Genomic DNA, 17589 nt, shown 5'->3' with positions numbered 1-17589 from the left:
GGTGTTCCAGCGGAGTGAGATGTCGGTGTTCTCTGGAACACCCCTCATCCGACCTCGCTTCGCGAGGCCACCTTCTAACCACAAGGAGAGAAGGCAAGTCCCGCGCTTAAAACCGCTCCAGCTTCGCCCGCACCTTCACCAGAAACGCCGCCCTCGTCGCCGGCGTCGACGCGTCCATTAAATAATGCGCCAGGAAGAACGTCTTGCAGCGTCTGGCGCATAGCGCCCGCATGCCACGCAGCAAGGTCTTGCGTCCGGGTTGGCCGACGACGACGCTCCACCAGGTCGGCGCACCGCAGGTGGTGATGACGCCGACCTTGGTCACATGCGTCATCAGCGACTTGATCCCTCCCTTGCCAGCCGGCAGCTTGAAAGCGATGTCGGTCGCCCACACGCGGTCGAGCCAGCCCTTCAACATCGCCGGCAGCCCGTACCACCAGGTCGGATAGACGAACAGGATCGCCTCGGCCCAGTTGAGCAGTTCGAAATGCGGTTTCAGTGCCGGATCCCGCGGCGCCTGATCGTTGTAGGAACGCCGCTCCTCGCAGCTCATCACCGGATCGAACTTTTCCGCATAAAGGTCGAGCAGCCGCACGTCCCAGCCTCGCCGCGTCAGCACTTCCACGGCGGTATCGCGGACCGCAGCGCAAAAACTCTCCGGCACCGGATGGCAATAGACCACAAGCGCACGCATCAAAATGCATCCATGCTGGCCGCGACCTTCGCCGTGAAGGACTTCCGCGTCCCGTCGGTCGACAGGTTCATCGAATAGTGGGCGAGATAGGAGACCGGAGCGCCAGGCTTGATCGTGGCGCGCAGCATGCACTTCACAACCTTGCGCGGCGGGTCGCCCATCAGCATGGCGCGGAATCGGCTGCCGCCATAGGTGGTGACAGCCGTCAGTTTGCGGATGTTGTGTAGCGTCGGCTGCACTTTGCCATCGACAAGCTTGAACGACACGCCGGGCAGGAAGACGCGGTCGAAAAACCCTTTCAGGATCGCCGGATAGCCGTAGTTCCACACCGGAAACGACAGCACCAGAGCCTCGGCTGCCTGTAGCCTCTGAATGTAGCCGGTGACCGCATCGCCTGGTCCACGCTGGTCGTGATAGGCGAGCCGCTCGGCCCGCGTCAGCCGCGGGTCGAAGTCCTCGGCATAGAGGTCGCAGTCATCGACTGTATGGCCCGCCGCCGTCAGCCGCTCGACGATCATCCGGTGCAGGCCGGCATTGAAGCTGGTCTCGACCGGATGGGCGTAGAGGACGAGGATGTTCATGGGAGGACATCCCGCAGGTCAGCGCGAGGCGCCCCCTTCTGCCCTGCCGGGCATCTCCCCCTCCAGGGGGGAGATTGGCAGTTTCGACGTCCCCAATCCGTTGCGGCGTTGGCAATTGGCGAAAGCCCAAGCGACATCCAATTTCCCTTGAGGGGGAGATGGCCGGCAGGCCAGAGGGGGATGGCTTGGCGCAAACGCTTCATCGTTATCAGCCTGCCTTTTGCAGCCCCTTGAACAGAAAAGTCCGGCCCGAACGATAATCATAGTCCGGGTTTTCCCAGGCGATCATCTTGCCAGGGTTGAGCAAGCCTTGCGGGTCGGTCTCACGCTTGAAGGCGAGTTGCACCGCGTCCGTCTGCTTCATGCCGCCCTCTTCCAGCGTGTAGCGGTGCGGGTTGAAGATCGGGCAGCCATTGTCCTCGTGCAGGCGGATGATCTCGTTGAGCCGCGCCTCGGTGGTGAAGTTGACCAGTGGCAGGCCAAAGCAGGTGATGTTGCCGTCCAGCCGCACGAATTCGAGATGCGAGAACACCTCGCCGGGAAACATCGCATCCATTTTCTCGACCAGCGCCAGCTGGTTGGGAAAGGGATAGAGCGACTGCAGATAGGTGATGGCTGGGTCCACGCGCAGCGCCCTGAGCGTCGTGTGGTTCCAGGCCAATTCATAGGCCGGCGGCAGGCCCTTTTTCTCCTCCGGCGCGGCAAGGGCGGCGTTGAAGATCACTTCACCGCCGGCGCGGCGCGTGAAGGCAAGGAAGGCATCCAGCCCATGCCGCGCCACCATGACGACGCAGATGCTTTGGCCTTCCCTGAAAAATTTCTGGTGGCGTTTGAAATAGAGCTGCGGAACGGGTGCTGCGATCGGCGTGATCAGCTTGGTCAGGATGCCATCCTGGCAGGCCAGCGCATTGCCATAGCGGGCCGCATCCATGAAAGCGTCGAAGCCGACGATGACGTCGATCCACTCATAGGCTGCCGTCAGCGGCATCTCGACCTCTGATATGATGCCATTGGTGCCATAGGCATGGGTCACCTTGTGCAGGTCTTCGCCTGTCAGTTCGAGCACCCTCGGCTCGGCCTCCATCGTCACCACGCGCAAGCGCAGCACATTGCCGAAATCGCGCAATCCGCCGAAATTGATCGAGCCGACGCCGCCAGAACCGCCGGCGATGAAGCCGCCGATCGAAGCGGTGTTGTAGGTGGAGGGCGACAGCCTCAGTTCCTGTCCGGAATGCGTCCGTGTCGCCTTGTCGATGTCGGCCAGGATCGCGCCGGGTCCGGTCACCACGCGGCCTGGGCCGATCGACTTGATCTCGTTCATCTCCGCAAGATTGAGCACCACGCCTCCCGACAGAGGCATCGCCTGGCCGTAATTGCCGGTGCCGCTGCCGCGCGGCGTCACCGGCACGCCATGGCGGTGACAGGCGGCAAGCACGCGGATCAGCTCGGCTTCGGTCTTCGGCGTCACGATCAAGTCGCCGGTGACATGGTCGAGCTGCTGTTTCAGAACCGGGCTGTACCAGTAGAAGTCGCGGCTCTTCTGCTGGACGATGGCCGGATTGTCGTCGAGCTTCATCCCATCGAGATCGCGTTTCAGCGCCGAAACATTCATCATTCCACCATCAACTCGTCGAGTTCGGCATAGTCGGGCAATTGCCGGTCGATCGCGCGTCCGGCGCGTACGACGATGCGATCCGATTCGGGCCGCGACAGCAATTCCGTCCAGCTCCGACCTTTAAACAGCACGAAGTCGGCATCGCCTCCGGCGGCAAGCGTGCCGAAGCCATCGAGCCGCATCACCTTGGCCGGCGTCGCGGTGACCGCCTGCGGCCAGTCGGCGACCGGATGATCGAAATGCAGGATACGTGTCGCCATGCGGTAGACCTCCAGCATGTCGAGATCGCCATAGGCATAGAAGGGATCGCGCGTGTTGTCTGAAGCGACGGCCACCGGAATGCCCCTCGCCTTCATCTCGTGCAGCAGCGTCACGCCACGCCAGCGCGGTGTGGTTTGATCAGCGCGACGATCTTGCAAATAGAGATTGCACATCGGCAGCGACACGATTGCGAGCCCAGCCTTCGCCACCTTGTCCAGCGTGTCCAGCACCTCGAGATCCGGCTGCCGCGCCAGCGAGCAGCAATGGCCGACGAGGATTTTTCCCTCGAAGCCGTTCCACAGTGCCGCCTCGGCGATCTTCTTCAGCGAGATTGCGGCGACATCGTCGGTCTCGTCGGCATGGAAATCGAGATCGAGCTCATGCTTGATCGCTTGCGCGAAAACGTGGTCGAGCAGCTCTTCCAGGTCTGGCACCATATAGGTGACGACGCCAAGCACGCCCTTGGCGGCGGCCACGCGTTTCGCCAGCCTGTCGAACCATTTTTTGTCGCGCACGCCCTCGATGCCGAGCAGGCAAGCACCCTGCAATTTGATGCGACCACGCCATGCCTCGCGCATCGTCTCGAACACCGGCCAGGAGATTTCCTCCTGCGGCGCGACGCTGTCGATATGAGTTCTGAGCGCCCGGGTGCCATGCGCGTAGGCCGAGCGCAGCGAGAAATCCATGCGGCGCGCCACATCCTCGGCGCTCCAGCGGGCAGTGCGGTCGGCGCCCGTAGCGTTCAGAGCGCCCATGAACGTACCGTCAGGATTGGGCTTTCGCGGCCAGATATGGCCCTTGTCGATGTGCGTGTGGCAGTCGACGAAACACGGCAGCACGACACGGCCGCCAAGGTCGATGGCGCCGGCCGATACCTTCGATGCGGCATGCGTAGCGGCGATGCTGGAAATCTTGCCGCCCGCGACGGTGATATCGGTCAGCGCAAAACCATCTCTGTCGAAAGCCGCGGCAAGGCCCGGCGTCAGCGACGCGTGAAGCCGGACATTGGCGAGGTGATAGGGACCGGAGGTTGGTATCAAGGCACTAACGCTCCTGCTTCAGTGCGCTCTCGTGCCAGCGCCGCAGAATGAGATGCGAAATCAGTGACAGTACGAGGAAGATCAGGATGCCGGTAAGTGAAATCAAAAATAGCGCCGCGAAAAGCCTGGGTGCATTCAGCCGGTAGCCGGCCTCGATAATGCGCGAGGCGAGCCCCGACGACTGGCCGGTGGCGCCGGCGACGAACTCGGCCACCACGGCGCCGATCAGCGACAGGCCGCCAGCGATCTTCAGCCCGCCGAGGAAATACGGCATCGCCGCCGGCAGTCTGAGATAGCGCAGCTGCTGCCACCGCGTCGCGCCGTTGAGCTTGAACAGGTCGCGCAGATTGCGGTCGACCGAGTTCAGGCCAAGCGTGGTGTTGGACAGGATCGGGAAGAAGGCGACGATCCAGGCGCACAGCAGAAGCTTGGTCGTCTGATTGTCGACATAAATGTTGATCAGCGGAAAGATTGCCACGATCGGCGTCACCTGCAGCACGATGGCGAACGGGAAGAACGACATCTCCACCCACTTCGACTGCGCGAACAAGACCGCCAGGCCGACGCCGCCGACAACCGCGAGGAGCAGGCTGAGGAAGGTGATGCGCAAGGTGACCAGCAGTGCGGAAAACAGCAGGCCGGCATCGTTGTAGAGCGTTGTCAGCACCACGCCGGGGCGCGGCAGGATGTATTGCGGAATCGCGTTCCACACGCAGATACGGTCCCACAGCCAGATCGCCAGGACCATGATTGCCAGCGGCAGCACCCAGCGGCCGATTCGCTCGAGCCGCTCCTGGCGCACGCGCCGCGCTTCCTCGGGGTCGAGTTTCAACGTGCCGTCAATGACCGTCATGATGCGAGCCCGCAGTTGAATTGATGGCATTGACCAGCACATCCGAGGCCTGCCGGCAAAGGGCCGCATAATCCGGCGAGGTGCGAAACGCCTCGTCGCGCGGATAGGATGCCTCGATGGCGAGTTCGTCGAACACCCTGCCCGGCCGCGCGGCCATGACGACGACGCGGTTGGACAGAAACACGCTTTCGAACACACTGTGGGTGACGAAGACGACGGTGAAGCGTTCGTCTTGCCACAGTTCCAGCAGGTCGTTGTTGAGCTTGAAGCGGGTGATCTCGTCGAGCGCCGCGAACGGCTCGTCCATCAACAGCACGCGCGGCTTGGTCACCATGGCGCGCGCGATCGAGACGCGCATCTTCATGCCGCCCGACAGTTCGCGCGGCACGGCGTCTTCGAAACCGGTCAAGTGCACACGCGCCAGCATCTCCGTTATCGCTGGAGCTGCCTTGGCGCGGGAAATGCCTTTCAGCCTGAGCGGCAGCCAGACATTGTCGAAGACGCTGGCCCAGGGCAGCAGCGTCGGCTCCTGAAAGACGAAGCCGATATTCGCGCGGTCGAGCGAACCGCCGCCACGCCAGTCGAGCACACCTGATGTCGGCGTCGACAGGCCGGCAATCAGCCGCAGCGCCGTCGACTTGCCGCAGCCCGATGGTCCGAGCAGGCTCAGGAAATCGCCTTCCCGGATCGTCAGGTCGACATTGCTGAGCGCCGTCACGCCATTGGAAAAGACCTTGCCGACGCCATGCAGCGCCAGCAAGATCGGAGCCATGTCCGAGGCGGGCGTTTGCGCCACCTTTTCCCGCATCATGCCGGGCCGGCCTATTTCTTCAGCTCGAGCCCGACGCCCTTGTTGACGAAGGCCAGCGTGTAGGCCTTCGTGATGTCGATGCCTGCAGGCGTGACCTTGGCCTTGACCATCTTGTCGTAGAAACTCTTGATCCGCGCATCGGTCATGGCGCCGATGCCGAGCTTCTCGGTGTCACCGGAATCGGCAAGGCCGAACTTCTTCATCTGGTCGATCGAGAAAGCGATCTGCTCGTCGCTCATGTCAGGATTGTCTTTCTTGATCAGATCGTTGGCGGCCTTGTTGTCGCCGTAGAGGTACTTGTACCAGCCCTTGGCCGAGCCATCGACGAAGCACTGGACCACCTCGGGCTTCTTGTCGATCGTGTCCTGCATCACCTCGATCGTGGTCGAATAGGTATCCCAACCATAGTCGGCGAGCAGGAACTGGTTCGGCACGAAGCCGCCTTCCTTCTTGACCGCGAACGGCTCCGAAGTGACGTAGCCCTGCTGGATCGACTTCTTGTTGGCGAGGAAAGGAGCGGTGTTGTAGGTGTAGGGCGCGCGCTTTGAAGCGTCGAAACCGAGTTCGATGACCATCCACTGGAAGAAGGTCTGCGCACCTTCATCGCCCAGAATGTACTGCTCGGCATTCTTCAGGTCTTCCCATTTGTCGAGCCCCTCACCGGGGTGGGACATGATGACCTGCGGATCCTTCTGGAAATCGGCGGCCACGACACGCATCGGAATGCCCTGCTGGACGGCATCGAAGGCCGACAGCAAATTGCCGCCCATGTAGAAATCGATCTTGCCGGCAAGGAGCATCGGCCGGCCGCTGACCTGCGGGCCGCCCTGCATGATGGTGACATCGAGGCCGCAGGCGGCATAGGTGCCATCCGCCACGGCCTGGTAATAGCCGCCATGTTCCGGCTCGGCGAGCCAGTTGGTGCCGAAAGTCACTTTTTCATTCGCCGCCGCGCCCAATGTGCTGGCCGCAAGGAGAGCCACCACCGCGACCGAAATCTTCTGTTTCACGTACATTGACCACCACCCTTTATTTGCACCAGCGCGCTGCGCGCCGTGCTTGACACCAAAGATTCGAGAAGCAAGACACATGCCACCGGCGTCGCGCGCCGGGACCCGCCCGCCTGCACCACAGCCATCTGCGAAATCCGGAAAGGTCGTGCTGCACCGAAGGGCATCGTGCCTATTTTTTGAACGCCTGTCCACAATCGCACCGGCGACATGCACCGCCATCTTGATGGTGCAATGCATCTGGTCTTAGGCTGGCGATATCCAGGAGATTGCCATGTTCAAGTTCCTCACCCCGAAGTCGATCAAGCCGCCCTTTGCCCATTACAGCCACGGCGTCGAGGTGGCGGCCGGCAAGCGGCTGGTGCTATGCTCCGGTCAGGTCGCCATCACGGCGGACGACCAGATACCGGACGACGCCGGCGCGCAGGCCGAACTCTGCTTCAGGAACATCGCGGCGATCCTGAGCGAGGCCGGGCTGGGGCTTGGCGACATCGTGCGCATCAACGCCTATGTCACCGACCGTGCGCATCTGCGGCCCTACATGGAGGTCCGCGACCGGCTGTTTTCGAGCCCGGCGCCGGCCTCGACGCTGATGATCGTTTCCGGCTTTGCCCGGCCCGAATTCAAGGTCGAGGTCGAGGCGATCGCGGCCGGGTGATCGACAGGCCGGGCACACCGCGCTAGGTCTGCCCTGATCATTTGAAGAGGCGTGACATGACCGTAGCAAAAAGACGCGTCTGGTGGGGCGATTACCGGACAACCGAGTATGCCTCGATCGATCCCGAGGCGACGATCGCGGTGCTGCCGGTCGCGGCGATCGAGCAGCATGGGCCGCATCTGCCCGTCTCGACCGACACGTCGATCATGAACGGCATGCTCGACACGGTGATTTCACGCCTGCCCGACGATCTCGACATCCGCATCCTGCCGGTCCAGGGGGTGGGCAAGTCGAACGAGCATCTGCACGCGCCGGGCACATTGACCCTGCCGGCAACGACGCTGATCGAGGCGTGGACCGAGCTTGGCCTGTCGATAGCGCGCGCCGGCGTGCGCAAGCTCATCGTCGTCAATTCCCATGGCGGCAATGAAGAGATCATGGGTATCGTCACGCGCGAACTGCGCGTGCGCGAAAAGATGCTGGCGGTGAAGACCAGTTGGCAGCGCTTTGGCCGTCCGGCCGGCATGTACACCGAACTTGAGGACCGCCACGGCATCCATGGCGGCGATGTCGAGACTTCGCTGATGCTGCATTTCCGGCCGGACCTCGTCGACATGAGCAAGGCCGACAGTTTCGTTTCCAACGTCGCCGACGCGGAGAAGGAATTCGCGCTTCTGCGCCAGACCGGCACGCATGCCTTCGCCTGGATCGCCAGCGATCTCAACGCAAACGGCGTGGTCGGCGACGCCAGCATTGCAACGGCAGAGAAAGGCCGATTGACGGCGGAATATCAGGCCGATGGCTTCATCAGCCTGGTGCGGGACGTGCGCAAGGCCAAGCTCGCCGAGTGGCTGAAGTAGCCGCCTAAATATCGATCTTGAGTGCGAACGGCGTGCCTTCGAAGGCGTCGGCGCCGCGCCCGATCGCTTCGATCGCCTCGATCATGCGGCCATTGCGCTCGAGCAGCGTGTCGGCCACAGCGATCAGCCGTGGATTGGGCGTCGCCGAAGGCGACAGCGCGCGCAGCGTCTGCGCCAGTTCCACCTCGTCGCGTTTCGGCGCCAAAGCCGCGGCGATGATATAGGCCGAGGCGGTCGAGCGGCTGATGCCGGCATAGCAGTGCACGATCATCGGCTTTGCGCGGTCCCAGCGGCGCGCGAAATCGAGCAGGTCGCGCACATGCTCCTCGCCCGGCATGGTCATCCCCTCTTGCGCCACGGCGATGTCGTGCATGACCAGATGCAGATGGTTTTCCCGGGGGATCGAGGCTGGGCGAATTACGTCCGTTCCGGCGGCAAGCAGCGACAGCATGCGGTCGGCGCCGGTCCTGGCAACGGTTTCCTCGATCTTCGCCAGCGAGCAGACATGGATCATTGTTTCGAACCTTTCGACCGATCCTCACGCCGCGACGCCCATTCGGCAAGGGCGGATTCAAGCCTGCGCCATTCCTCCTCGTTTGCCGGCAGGCCGGCGCGCAGGGCATGCGGCCGGTCAGAGAAATGCCGGAGCAGGATGCCACTCTCGCCAAGCGCGGAAAACAGGCCGCCGGCATCGGGCAGGCTGAGATAGCGGAACAATATGGTGCCGCCCGCGACGCGAACGCCGAACCGGCCAAACAGCGCATCAACCCGCACCACCTCATCCACCAGCGACGCCCGCATCGCATCTTGCCAGCCGAGATCGGCGAGCGCGCGAATGCCGTATTCCAGCGCCGGTCCGGCGACGGCCCACGGCCCGAGTTGCATGTGCAACCGTTCAGCCGTCGTCGCATCGGCAAGTGCGAACCCAAGCCGCAGGCCGGCCAGACCAAAGAACTTGCCAAAGGAACGCAGCACGACAATGCCGGCCTGGCCGACGTCGGCGGCGAGGCTGTGTTCGCGTGGACCGACATCCATGAACGCCTCGTCGACGACCAGCAGCCCGCCCTTGGCGCGAAGTCCGTCAGCCAGCATCAGCAGCCGGTCGCGCTCGATGATGCGCCCATCCGGATTGTTCGGATTGACGATGATGGCGAGGTCAGCGTCCGCCAGCGCCGCGAAATCGCTGACCTCGACCACCTCATGCCCGGCAATCGCCGCCGCCCGGGCGTGTTCGGCATAGGTCGGCCACAGCACCATCGCCTTGCCGGGCCTCACCAGCGAGGCCACGCGCGGCAGCAGGATTTGGGTCCCGGGCGCCGCCACCACGTTTCCCGCGGAAGGCGCGCCATAGGTGTTGGCCGCGATCTCTATCAGTTCGCGCCCACGCGCGGCCTCCGGCAACCGCCACAGGGAGGTGGCGGGCAGGTCGAAAAGCGGGTAGGAGTGCGGATTGATACCGGTCGAGAGGTCGACGAAAGGCAGCACGGCATTGGGGAAAAGCGCCCTTGCCCGGCCAAGACTTCCACCATGGTCCACCGCTCCTTCAAGAAGCTTCATGTCTGTCCTGATCGCTTTCCTGTCATTGGTTGTCGAATTCGCCCTTGGTTATCCCGACTGGCTGTTTCGCGCCATCGGCCATCCGGTGACGTGGTTCGGCAGGCTGATATCCTTTCTCGACTTGAGGCTCAACCGCGCCACTGATCCCGACGCACTGCGTCGTCAACGTGGTGTCCAGGCGCTTTTGGTCATCGTGCTGGTGCCGGCGCTGACAGGTCTTTGCGTGCAGCTCGTTCTGCTCTGGTTCGTCCCCTTGGGATGGATCATTGCCGTCCTTCTGGCAACATCGCTTCTGTCGCAGAAGAGCCTGCATGAACATGTCGAAGCCGTCGCCGACGCGCTCGACAGTGGAGGCCTCGACATGGGCCGCGCCGCCGTCTCGCGGATCGTCGGCCGCGATCCCGAAACGCTGGACCGGGCAGGCGTCTGCCGTGCGGCGATCGAAAGCCTGGCGGAGAATTTTTCCGATGGCATCGTCGCCCCCGCCTTCTGGACCGGCGTTGGCGGGCTGGCCGGCGGCGCCGCCTACAAGGCGGCCAACACCGCCGATTCGATGATCGGCCACCACACCCCGCGCCACGAGGCGTTCGGCTGGGCGGCGGCGCGCTTCGACGATTGGATCAACCTGCCGGCATCGCGGCTGACGGCGCTGCTGATCGTGCTCGCTTCCTTCTTGGTCGAGGGCGCCGACCCCCACTGCGGCTGGCAAGCGGTACGGCGCGACGCGAAAAAACACCGCTCGCCCAATGCCGGCTGGCCCGAAGCGGCCATGGCCGGCGCGCTTGGGCTCGCGCTTGCCGGACCACGCAGCTATGGCGGTGTCATGGTCGACGACATCTTCATGGGCGAAGGCGGCCGCAGCGATGTCGACAGCGGCGATATAAGGCGCGCGCTGCAACTCTACCGTGTCGCTGATTTCCTGCTGATTGGCTTGTTCGGCCTGGTCGCGGTGATCGCTGTTCTGGTTTTTTAAAACTCGATGCCCTGCTGAGCTTTCACGCCCGCCGAGAAATGATGCTTGGTGACGCCCATCTCGGTGACCAGATCGGCAGCCTCGACCAGCGCTGGCTTGGCGTTGCGGCCGGTGATGACGACATGCAGACCCTCGCGCCGGCCCTTCAGCGCCGCAACCACCTTGTCGAGATCGAGATAGTCGTAGCGCAACGCAATGTTGAGCTCGTCGAGCACGACAAGGCTGATCGAGGGATCGTCGATCAATTCCAGCGCCTTGGCCCAGGCGGCTTCGGCGGCGGCGATATCGCGCTTCAGGTCCTGCGTCTCCCAGGTGAAACCCTCGCCCATAGCATGCCAGACCACGCGGTCGCCGAAGGCGGCAAACGCATCCTTCTCGCCGGTGTGCCATTTGCCCTTGATGAATTGCACGACGCCGACGCGCTTGCCGTGGCCGAGCATCCGCAGCGCCAGCCCGAAGGCGGCCGTGGTCTTGCCCTTGCCGGGACCGGTGTTGACGATCAGCAACCCCTTCTCGACCGTCTTGCTCGCAACCTCGGCGTCCTGCACCGCCTTGCGCTTGGCCATCTTGGCGCGATGGCGCTCTTCATCCTTGTCGTCGATATCGGTCATTTCACTTCACCTTGAGCGGTAGCCCCGCCACCATCAGCAGCACCGTGTCGGCAACCGCGGCGACCCGCTGGTTGAGCCGGCCGGCGTCGTCGCGAAAACGCCGCGCCAGCGCATTGTCGGGCACGATGCCTTGCCCGACCTCGTTCGACACCACGAACCACGGTCCGCGCGGCCGCGACAGCACGTCGGCGAGCCGTCGGCACTCCGCCTCGACGTCGTAATCGGCCAGCATGTGATTGGTCAGCCATAGCGTCAGGCAGTCGACAAGCACCGGCCGATCATCCGGCAAGGCCTCCAGCGCTTCGGCAAGGTCGATTGACGCATCGATGGTCGACCAGCCCTCACCGCGCCGCGAGCGGTGCACCGCGATGCGCTCGCGCATCTCATCGTCATAGGTTTGCGCCGTGGCGACATACGCCCATGGCGGGGGGAATGCCGTCACCAGGGTTTCGGCGTGCGCGCTCTTTCCGGAGCGCGCGCCACCGATGATGAAAGTCAGCTTGCCGCGGTCAGGCAAAGCTGTCGCGCAAGCTGGTCGCCGTGCCGGTGAAGCGCCTGCGCACCACGCCCACGACCGCGCCGAGCACCAGCCAGAACACCAGATTGGTCACCGTCACCGCCACCACGAACTGATGGTGCAGGCCTTCCGGGATAGGCGTCTCGAAACTGTCGGGCTGCGGCGCGCCGACGATATGCGGGACGACGATCAGCAAGACGGCGAAGATGGTCAATGGCAGCGATCTGCGAAACACGATCAGGCCAAGGCCGATAGCGGTCGCCGCGGCCGTTGCCGTCCACCAGATCTGGCGCGCAAGCAGATCGGCCGCCGGCATCGCCGGCAGTTCCGGCTGCAGGCCGAGGCCTGGTGCCAGCGTGAACACGGCAAAGCCGGCCAGCCCCCAGAATACGCCCTGGCGCCAATTGCCGACGCCGCCGGCAAACTCGGAAATCGCGACCAGGACCAGCGCGAAACCGATGCCGGTGACGATATTGGCAACCACGCTGAAGGCAAAACGCTCGACACCGTCGGCCGGCGCCCAGCCTTCATCTTCCTCCGCCGGTGCCGTGACTTCGGCGGGTGCTGGCGCGGCAGAACTCATCGCATTCCCAGCGGGCGCGACCGTGCTCACCGCATCGTTGCTCGCCGCCGGTGCAGCCGCGTGGTCATGGTGATGGCCGCCGCCGGCCTGTTCGTAGACTTCCGCCTTGAGGATCAGCGGCACTGTCGCATAGGCCTGCATGCAGGCGAGAACGACACCCGCCACGAGCCCCGCGATCGCCGCGACGAACACGACGTTGCGAAACAGATTCATGATGTCAGATCCTCGTTAGTGGCAGGGAAACGCCATCGAGTGGCGATAGTCGTGGGCGGCATTGTGGACCGCATCGATATGCGAGAAACCGACAAAGCCGACGACGAACATGCCGAGCAGCGCCGCGAGCGCGAGCTGCATGAAGCGCGACTGCGAGGAGACGGAGGCGCCGAGGGAGACGGAAGCGGTAGTCATGTCTTGTCCTTTCGCCCTCCACCCGAGGGCATCGAAGTCAGTTTCCTGTCGCCGGCAGGTCTCCTGGCTCGCGGATAAGCGCCCTTCCCCACCTTCCCGAGGAAAACCCTCAGTGGCATATGGAGAGGACTACCGCACACAGTTGCGGGGGCAGCCACGGCATTGGACAGGAATTCCTGTCCGCACCGCATTCCCTCTTGGCTCCAAAAAGGAACCGACGACGTTGGTGACTATAGGGAAATTTGCCGCGCGCGGCAAACCAAATTCCGACAGTCGCCAGCGCAGGAGCGTCGTATCGGCGAAGCCGCTCCATCCCGTCCTGATTGACAAATTTTCTAGTCGGGTGTCGGCTCGCAACCCTCACAGGAAGCCAGCCATGCAGCCCAATGCCAGCGAGCGCGAGCCCTATAACGGCCTGACCCGAACCGAGCCGACGCTGCCGTCATCGGCCTATTGGGACCAGGAGAACTATCAGCGTGATCTCGATGCCATCTGGTACAGAAATTGGCTGCTCGTCTGCCGCGAGACCGACCTTGCCCAGCCTTTGGCATTCCGCACCTTCCGCGTCGGTACGCAGGAAATCCTTGTGCTGCGCGACGACGCCGGCGAGTTGCATGCCTTCCACAACACGTGCCGGCATCGCGGTTCGCAGCTTTGCCAGGAAAGCGAAGGACGCCTGAAGGCGCGGCTGATCACCTGCCCGTACCATGCCTGGTCCTATTCGCTGCGTGGCGATCTGGTGCGTGTACCGTCGAAATCGCTGCCTGACGGCTTCGACGAGGCCGACCACCCGCTTTACCGCGTTGTACTCTCGGTGCGGCGGGGCTTCGTCTTCGTCAATCTTGCTGAAGATGCCGCCGGCTCAGTGCAGTCATCCTTCGACCCGGCCTCCGGCGACCTCGGCAACTGGCCGCTGGACACGCTGGTGTCAGGCCATGTGCTGCGCAAGGTGATGAACTGCAACTGGAAGATTTTCTGGGAAAACTTCAACGAGTGCCTGCACTGCCCGGGCGTCCACAAGGACCTGTCGCGGCTGGTGCCGATCTATGGCCGCGGCCTGATGAGCCGGCATGACGATCCCGAATGGACGCGCCATGCAGACAATGATGCGCCGGAATTCTCCGGCGGCCTGCGCGCCGGGGCTGAAACATGGTCGCGTGATGGGCAGACGCATGGGCCGGTTTTCCCCGGCTTGACGCAGGCGGAACGCACCGCCGGCCAGACCTACGCCACCAGCCTGCCCTCGATGTTCATCGTCGGCCATGTCGACTATGTCAGGACCGTGCGGCTGGTGCCGCTCGGTCCCGAACAGACCGAATTGACCGCCGAATGGCTGTTCTCGCCCGAGGCGCTCGCCGCCACCGATATCGACAACATCGTCGCCTTCGGCACACAGGTGCTGGAGGAGGATGCCGCGATCTGCGAGGTCAACCAGAAGGGCCTGCGCTCGATGCGTCATACAGCCGGCGTGCTGATGCCCGAGGAATATGAGCTGCACCGCTTCCACAATTGGGTGCGCGAGCGCCATGCTGAGCTTTCGCTCTGATTTTTTAGAGGGATTTAGGCAGGTAGCGCCAGGTCATGAGGCCACAAAACGCCGCCAGCAGGCCGAGCGTGACGAACACCGATCCCAATCCGAAGAAGGCCAGCACCACCGAATAGACCAGCGGCGGCGTCAATTCGGAAAAGTCGAGATAGGTGCGGTAGACCGCCGCCATCTGCGCGCGTTCATAGAAGCGCACCGAGCGCATGAAGGCGGTCGAGCCCAGCGCGTCGAGCGCGATGGTGAAGAAAGCGCCGCACAACAGGAAGGCGCCGGTCAGCAACGGCTCTGCCGCTCCGACCGTGCCCGCCGCCAGCAGCGACGCCGACATGGCGAAATAGGCAAACGTCATGGTGCGTCGGCCGCCAAAGCGTTTTCCTGCCTTGCCCCAGAAGATCGCCATGAACAGCAGCGCATTGCCGGCCGAGACCAGCAGGCCGCCCGCCAGTTCACCCTCGCCGGTGATCACCATGAACAGCGGTCCATAGACGAAGAACGTCGTCCAGAAGCACGACCGGCCGAAGGCGATCAGCCAGGCGAGCCTGAGCCTTGGCTGCGCCACGAAGCGGCCGATGTTGGCGAGCGGATTTGCCGGCCGCGTCTTGCCCGGGCGGATCGACGGGTTGTCGCCCAGCCGGTAGGTCCAGAACAGCGCTAGCAAAGCCATGGCGAAAACCGCCACCGCGCCATGCGCGGCATAGATGCCGAAATGCGCATAAAGGAAAATGCCAAGCGTCGGCCCGCCCGTCCAGGCAACCATCGACCACGCCATGCGCAGCGATTCGGCCTGCATGAAGTCGGTCTTGCGGATGTGGTCCATGATGTAGAGGTTGAGTGTGATCGACAGCGCACTGGCGCCCATGACGCGGCACAGCATGCCGGCGAGTTGTCCAGCGAGCGTGTGGGTGACGAAGAACAGCGAGCCGATGGCGAGCAGGCAGGCGCCTGCCGTGTAGACCCAGCGCCGCGCGAAGCGGCGGATCAGCATCGGCATGAACAAGGTCACCGACAGGCCGAGCATGGATACGACGGTGTAGAGGATCGAGACGATCTGCTCGTTGTGGAGTATCTCGTAGGCCTGGATCGGGATGACGCTCGACACCATGGCGCGGGCGAAGGACTCGACCGCGTAGAGCGAGGCGAAGGTGCGCGCATCCGCGGCCTTGAGGGCCGGAAGCCAGATCGGATGGCGCACATGCGTGGACATTGCTTCCCCAAAGCAGAATCGCGGCGTCAAATCTGCCGTGGACATTTCAGGCCCATTAAGAGGAAACCGACGCACACCCGGCAAAAAGCGAAGCCGGTCAAAGGCTTTCCCGCGCTGGCCCAATTCGGCGGCTGGCGCGGGCTCCGCCGCGCGGTCAGGCCAAGGCGACCGGTCTTCTTCTATCCAGTGCAACCGTGATAGTCGTCTTGGAGGGCTGAATCAGATCGCGAGACCATGAGCATCCACACGCCGACCGCACCCGTTCCGCAGCCATCGAAGCGCATCGTTGCCATCGATATTTTGCGCGGCATCGCGCTGATCGCGATGGCAAGCTACCATTTCACCTGGGACCTGGAATTCTTCGGTTACACCGACCCCGGTCTCACCGCCTTCGGCTGGTGGAAGATCTACGCCCGCTGCATCGCCTCGACCTTCCTGTTCCTTGTCGGCGTCAGCCTCTATCTCGCCCATGGCCGACAGATCCGCTGGAGCTCCTTCTGGAAACGGTTCGCCATGGTCGCCGGTGCGGCGGTCGCCATCTCGGTCGTCACCCGCATCGCCACGCCTGACGGATTCATTTTTTTCGGCATCCTGCATGAGATCGGGCTCGCCAGCCTGCTTGGCCTCGCCTTCCTGCGCCTGCCGGCGCTGCTGACGCTTGTCGCCGCCGCGCTGGTCATCGCGGCGCCCGTCTACCTGCGCTTCGAGGCACTCGATCACCCTTGGCTGTGGTGGATCGGCCTTTCCGCCGTCAATCCGCGCTCCAACGACTACGTGCCGCTGTTCCCCTGGTTCGGCGCGGTGCTTCTCGGCCTCGGAGTGGCGAAACTCGCTTCCACTTCCGGCATACGGGCACGCCTGGCGAGCCTCGTGCCGGGCCGCTGGGCCAATCCACTGGTCTTCATCGGCCGCCACAGCCTGGCCTTCTACCTGATCCACCAGCCGCTGCTGATCGGTGGCGTCTGGCTGTTCTCGCAACTGATGCCGGCGCAAGTCGAGCCCCCGCAGGTCAATTTCCTGAAAACCTGCCAGCGCTCGTGCGAGCAGATGCGCAACGCAACCTTCTGTTCGAGCTATTGCGGCTGCATGCTTGATACGCTGCAAGGCGAAGGATCTCTTGATCGGCTCTTCAACAACGACCAGACTGCGGACTTCAGGGCGCATCTGTCCGATCTTGCCGCAACCTGCACCGCCAAGACGGACGACAAGATGACCGAGGGAGGGACACAATGACCGAGCCGAAGCCTGGATGATACCGTGGCCGCCGGTGATCTACGCTGCCGCTATCGCCATCAGCATCATCCTCGGCATGCTCTATCCCTTGCCCTGGATCGGAGACCTCCTGGGCGACATTCTGTTCGCCGCTGGTTGGGTGGCGTTGTTCGCCGTCGCCGTACTCTGGTTCACCGCGATCCGCACCATGATGCGGGCCAGGACAACGCTCAATCCCAACGCCGTGCCCGATCATCTCGTCACGACCGGCCCCTTTGGCATCACCCGCAACCCGATGTACCTGGCCAATACGCTGCTGTTGATCGGCGTTGCCTTCGTCTCGGGCATCGCCTGGTTTTTCCTGCTTGCCTTCGTCGCCGCCTTCGTCACCCAGAAGGTCGCGATCGAGGGCGAGGAAAAGATATTGGCGGCGAAATTCGGCAAGAAATACCGCGACTATGCCAAGCGGGTGCGGCGCTGGATTTGAGCCAGCGTTAAAGTTGCCAATCTCCCCCTAGAGGGCCCGTTGCGCAATATTGCGGGAGGCTTGTTGTGAGGATTGAGGGCGGCCATTTTCGTTGCTTTGGAGGCTTTT

20 protein-coding genes and 1 riboswitch are annotated in these 17589 nt (G+C 63.3%); of the genes, 6 read left to right on the top strand and 14 right to left on the bottom strand.

Annotated elements, in window-relative coordinates:
• Positions 1–106: 106 nt before the first annotated feature.
• The 7 genes from FJ960_RS26760 to FJ960_RS26725 form a co-directional block, all read right to left on the bottom strand.
• Positions 107–694, bottom strand: a complete 588-nt coding sequence (locus tag FJ960_RS26760) for an NAD(P)H-dependent oxidoreductase (RefSeq protein ID WP_140718073.1) — start codon at positions 692–694, stop codon at positions 107–109.
• Positions 694–1275: an NAD(P)H-dependent oxidoreductase gene (locus tag FJ960_RS26755; RefSeq protein WP_140718071.1), complete on the bottom strand. Its 582-nt coding sequence runs from the start codon at positions 1273–1275 to the stop codon at positions 694–696. Before FJ960_RS26755 ends, FJ960_RS26760 begins: the two co-directional genes overlap by 1 nt.
• 208 nt (positions 1276–1483) lie before the next feature.
• A complete protein-coding gene (locus tag FJ960_RS26745; RefSeq protein WP_140718120.1) occupies positions 1484–2887 on the bottom strand; it encodes an FAD-binding oxidoreductase in 1404 nt (467 codons plus the stop codon).
• Positions 2887–4191 carry a cytosine deaminase gene (locus tag FJ960_RS26740; RefSeq protein ID WP_140718069.1) on the bottom strand — a complete coding sequence of 435 codons (1305 nt, stop codon included), beginning with the start codon at positions 4189–4191 and terminating at the stop codon, positions 2887–2889. Before FJ960_RS26740 ends, FJ960_RS26745 begins: the two co-directional genes overlap by 1 nt.
• Positions 4192–4195: 4 nt before the next feature.
• Positions 4196–5044, bottom strand: coding sequence for an ABC transporter permease (locus FJ960_RS26735; RefSeq protein ID WP_140502608.1), 849 nt, complete (start codon positions 5042–5044; stop codon positions 4196–4198).
• A complete protein-coding gene (locus tag FJ960_RS26730; protein WP_140718067.1) occupies positions 5031–5855 on the bottom strand; it encodes an ABC transporter ATP-binding protein in 825 nt (274 codons plus the stop codon). The genes FJ960_RS26735 and FJ960_RS26730 overlap by 14 nt, the downstream gene beginning before the upstream one ends.
• An 11-nt stretch (positions 5856–5866) precedes the next feature.
• Positions 5867–6871, bottom strand: a complete 1005-nt coding sequence (locus FJ960_RS26725; protein ID WP_140718065.1) for an ABC transporter substrate-binding protein — start codon at positions 6869–6871, stop codon at positions 5867–5869.
• Positions 6872–7139: 268 nt separating this feature from the next.
• On the opposite strand from FJ960_RS26725, the gene FJ960_RS26720 reads away from it, so the two are divergent.
• On the top strand, positions 7140–7523 hold the full coding sequence (locus FJ960_RS26720; RefSeq protein WP_140718063.1) for a RidA family protein: 384 nt from the start codon (positions 7140–7142) through the stop codon (positions 7521–7523).
• Between the two features lie 56 nt (positions 7524–7579).
• Positions 7580–8383 carry a creatininase family protein gene (locus tag FJ960_RS26715; RefSeq protein ID WP_140718061.1) on the top strand — a complete coding sequence of 268 codons (804 nt, stop codon included), beginning with the start codon at positions 7580–7582 and terminating at the stop codon, positions 8381–8383.
• 4 nt (positions 8384–8387) lie between these two features.
• Here FJ960_RS26715 and FJ960_RS26710 read toward each other — a convergent pair whose 3' ends face one another.
• Positions 8388–8897 carry a tyrosine phosphatase family protein gene (locus FJ960_RS26710; protein ID WP_140718059.1) on the bottom strand — a complete coding sequence of 170 codons (510 nt, stop codon included), beginning with the start codon at positions 8895–8897 and terminating at the stop codon, positions 8388–8390.
• Positions 8894–9940 (bottom strand): threonine-phosphate decarboxylase CobD, encoded by a 1047-nt coding sequence (gene cobD, locus FJ960_RS26705; protein ID WP_140718057.1) that lies wholly within the window; start codon positions 9938–9940, stop codon positions 8894–8896. Before cobD ends, FJ960_RS26710 begins: the two co-directional genes overlap by 4 nt.
• Between cobD and cbiB the strand changes: the two genes are divergently transcribed.
• Positions 9939–10913, top strand: coding sequence for an adenosylcobinamide-phosphate synthase CbiB (gene cbiB, locus FJ960_RS26700; protein WP_140502600.1), 975 nt, complete (start codon positions 9939–9941; stop codon positions 10911–10913). The genes cobD and cbiB overlap by 2 nt on opposite strands.
• Here the strand turns inward: cbiB and cobO are convergent.
• The 4 genes from cobO to FJ960_RS26680 are packed head-to-tail and all read right to left on the bottom strand — an operon-like array spanning position 10910 to position 13032.
• Positions 10910–11524, bottom strand: coding sequence for a cob(I)yrinic acid a,c-diamide adenosyltransferase (gene cobO, locus FJ960_RS26695; RefSeq protein ID WP_140502599.1), 615 nt, complete (start codon positions 11522–11524; stop codon positions 10910–10912). The genes cbiB and cobO overlap by 4 nt on opposite strands.
• Before the next feature lies 1 nt (position 11525).
• Positions 11526–12041 (bottom strand): bifunctional adenosylcobinamide kinase/adenosylcobinamide-phosphate guanylyltransferase, encoded by a 516-nt coding sequence (gene cobU, locus FJ960_RS26690; protein WP_140718055.1) that lies wholly within the window; start codon positions 12039–12041, stop codon positions 11526–11528.
• Complete coding sequence (locus tag FJ960_RS26685; RefSeq protein ID WP_140718053.1) at positions 12034–12837, bottom strand: CbtA family protein; 804 nt, start codon at positions 12835–12837, stop codon at positions 12034–12036. The genes cobU and FJ960_RS26685 overlap by 8 nt, the downstream gene beginning before the upstream one ends.
• A 15-nt stretch (positions 12838–12852) precedes the next feature.
• Positions 12853–13032, bottom strand: coding sequence for a CbtB domain-containing protein (locus FJ960_RS26680; RefSeq protein ID WP_140502595.1), 180 nt, complete (start codon positions 13030–13032; stop codon positions 12853–12855).
• A 35-nt stretch (positions 13033–13067) separates the two neighbouring features.
• Positions 13068–13266, bottom strand: a riboswitch (cobalamin riboswitch).
• 142 nt (positions 13267–13408) lie between these two features.
• On the opposite strand from FJ960_RS26680, the gene FJ960_RS26675 reads away from it, so the two are divergent.
• The gene (locus FJ960_RS26675) at positions 13409–14578 is read left to right on the top strand and encodes an aromatic ring-hydroxylating dioxygenase subunit alpha (RefSeq protein WP_140718051.1); all 1170 of its coding nucleotides are present in this window, start codon (positions 13409–13411) and stop codon (positions 14576–14578) included.
• Between the two features lie 4 nt (positions 14579–14582).
• On the opposite strand, the gene FJ960_RS26670 is transcribed toward FJ960_RS26675, so the two are convergent.
• The gene (locus tag FJ960_RS26670) at positions 14583–15782 is read right to left on the bottom strand and encodes an MFS transporter (protein WP_140718050.1); all 1200 of its coding nucleotides are present in this window, start codon (positions 15780–15782) and stop codon (positions 14583–14585) included.
• 234 nt (positions 15783–16016) lie between these two features.
• Here FJ960_RS26670 and FJ960_RS26665 point away from each other — a divergent pair, with 234 nt between their 5' ends.
• Together FJ960_RS26665 and FJ960_RS26660 are read left to right on the top strand one after the other, a co-directional pair.
• Positions 16017–17015 carry a DUF1624 domain-containing protein gene (locus tag FJ960_RS26665; RefSeq protein WP_140718048.1) on the top strand — a complete coding sequence of 333 codons (999 nt, stop codon included), beginning with the start codon at positions 16017–16019 and terminating at the stop codon, positions 17013–17015.
• Between the two features lie 16 nt (positions 17016–17031).
• Positions 17032–17481: an isoprenylcysteine carboxylmethyltransferase family protein gene (locus tag FJ960_RS26660; protein WP_140718046.1), complete on the top strand. Its 450-nt coding sequence runs from the start codon at positions 17032–17034 to the stop codon at positions 17479–17481.
• Positions 17482–17589 lie beyond the last annotated feature (108 nt).

This window comes from Mesorhizobium sp. B2-3-11, from assembly GCF_006442215.1.
Lineage (GTDB): Bacteria > Pseudomonadota > Alphaproteobacteria > Rhizobiales > Rhizobiaceae > Mesorhizobium > Mesorhizobium salmacidum.
This window is presented reverse-complemented; position numbering and strand designations above follow the sequence as displayed.

What these genes read in the sequence shown, in the direction of transcription:
- FJ960_RS26760 (WP_140718073.1), bottom strand. Translation starts at nt 694, where the DNA reads ATGCGTGCGCTTGTGGTCTATTGCCATCCGGTGCCGGAGAGTTTTTGC.
- FJ960_RS26755 (WP_140718071.1), bottom strand. Translation starts at nt 1,275, where the DNA reads ATGAACATCCTCGTCCTCTACGCCCATCCGGTCGAGACCAGCTTCAAT.
- FJ960_RS26745 (WP_140718120.1), bottom strand. Translation starts at nt 2,887, where the DNA reads ATGAATGTTTCGGCGCTGAAACGCGATCTCGATGGGATGAAGCTCGAC.
- FJ960_RS26735 (WP_140502608.1), bottom strand. Translation starts at nt 5,044, where the DNA reads ATGACGGTCATTGACGGCACGTTGAAACTCGACCCCGAGGAAGCGCGG.
- FJ960_RS26730 (WP_140718067.1), bottom strand. Translation starts at nt 5,855, where the DNA reads ATGATGCGGGAAAAGGTGGCGCAAACGCCCGCCTCGGACATGGCTCCG.
- FJ960_RS26725 (WP_140718065.1), bottom strand. Translation starts at nt 6,871, where the DNA reads ATGTACGTGAAACAGAAGATTTCGGTCGCGGTGGTGGCTCTCCTTGCG.
- FJ960_RS26720 (WP_140718063.1), top strand. Translation starts at nt 7,140, where the DNA reads ATGTTCAAGTTCCTCACCCCGAAGTCGATCAAGCCGCCCTTTGCCCAT.
- FJ960_RS26715 (WP_140718061.1), top strand. Translation starts at nt 7,580, where the DNA reads ATGACCGTAGCAAAAAGACGCGTCTGGTGGGGCGATTACCGGACAACC.
- FJ960_RS26710 (WP_140718059.1), bottom strand. Translation starts at nt 8,897, where the DNA reads ATGATCCATGTCTGCTCGCTGGCGAAGATCGAGGAAACCGTTGCCAGG.
- cbiB (WP_140502600.1), top strand. Translation starts at nt 9,939, where the DNA reads ATGTCTGTCCTGATCGCTTTCCTGTCATTGGTTGTCGAATTCGCCCTT.
- cobD (WP_140718057.1), bottom strand. Translation starts at nt 9,940, where the DNA reads ATGAAGCTTCTTGAAGGAGCGGTGGACCATGGTGGAAGTCTTGGCCGG.
- cobO (WP_140502599.1), bottom strand. Translation starts at nt 11,524, where the DNA reads ATGACCGATATCGACGACAAGGATGAAGAGCGCCATCGCGCCAAGATG.
- FJ960_RS26685 (WP_140718053.1), bottom strand. Translation starts at nt 12,837, where the DNA reads ATGAATCTGTTTCGCAACGTCGTGTTCGTCGCGGCGATCGCGGGGCTC.
- FJ960_RS26680 (WP_140502595.1), bottom strand. Translation starts at nt 13,032, where the DNA reads ATGACTACCGCTTCCGTCTCCCTCGGCGCCTCCGTCTCCTCGCAGTCG.
- FJ960_RS26675 (WP_140718051.1), top strand. Translation starts at nt 13,409, where the DNA reads ATGCAGCCCAATGCCAGCGAGCGCGAGCCCTATAACGGCCTGACCCGA.
- FJ960_RS26670 (WP_140718050.1), bottom strand. Translation starts at nt 15,782, where the DNA reads ATGTCCACGCATGTGCGCCATCCGATCTGGCTTCCGGCCCTCAAGGCC.
- FJ960_RS26665 (WP_140718048.1), top strand. Translation starts at nt 16,017, where the DNA reads ATGAGCATCCACACGCCGACCGCACCCGTTCCGCAGCCATCGAAGCGC.
- FJ960_RS26660 (WP_140718046.1), top strand. Translation starts at nt 17,032, where the DNA reads ATGATACCGTGGCCGCCGGTGATCTACGCTGCCGCTATCGCCATCAGC.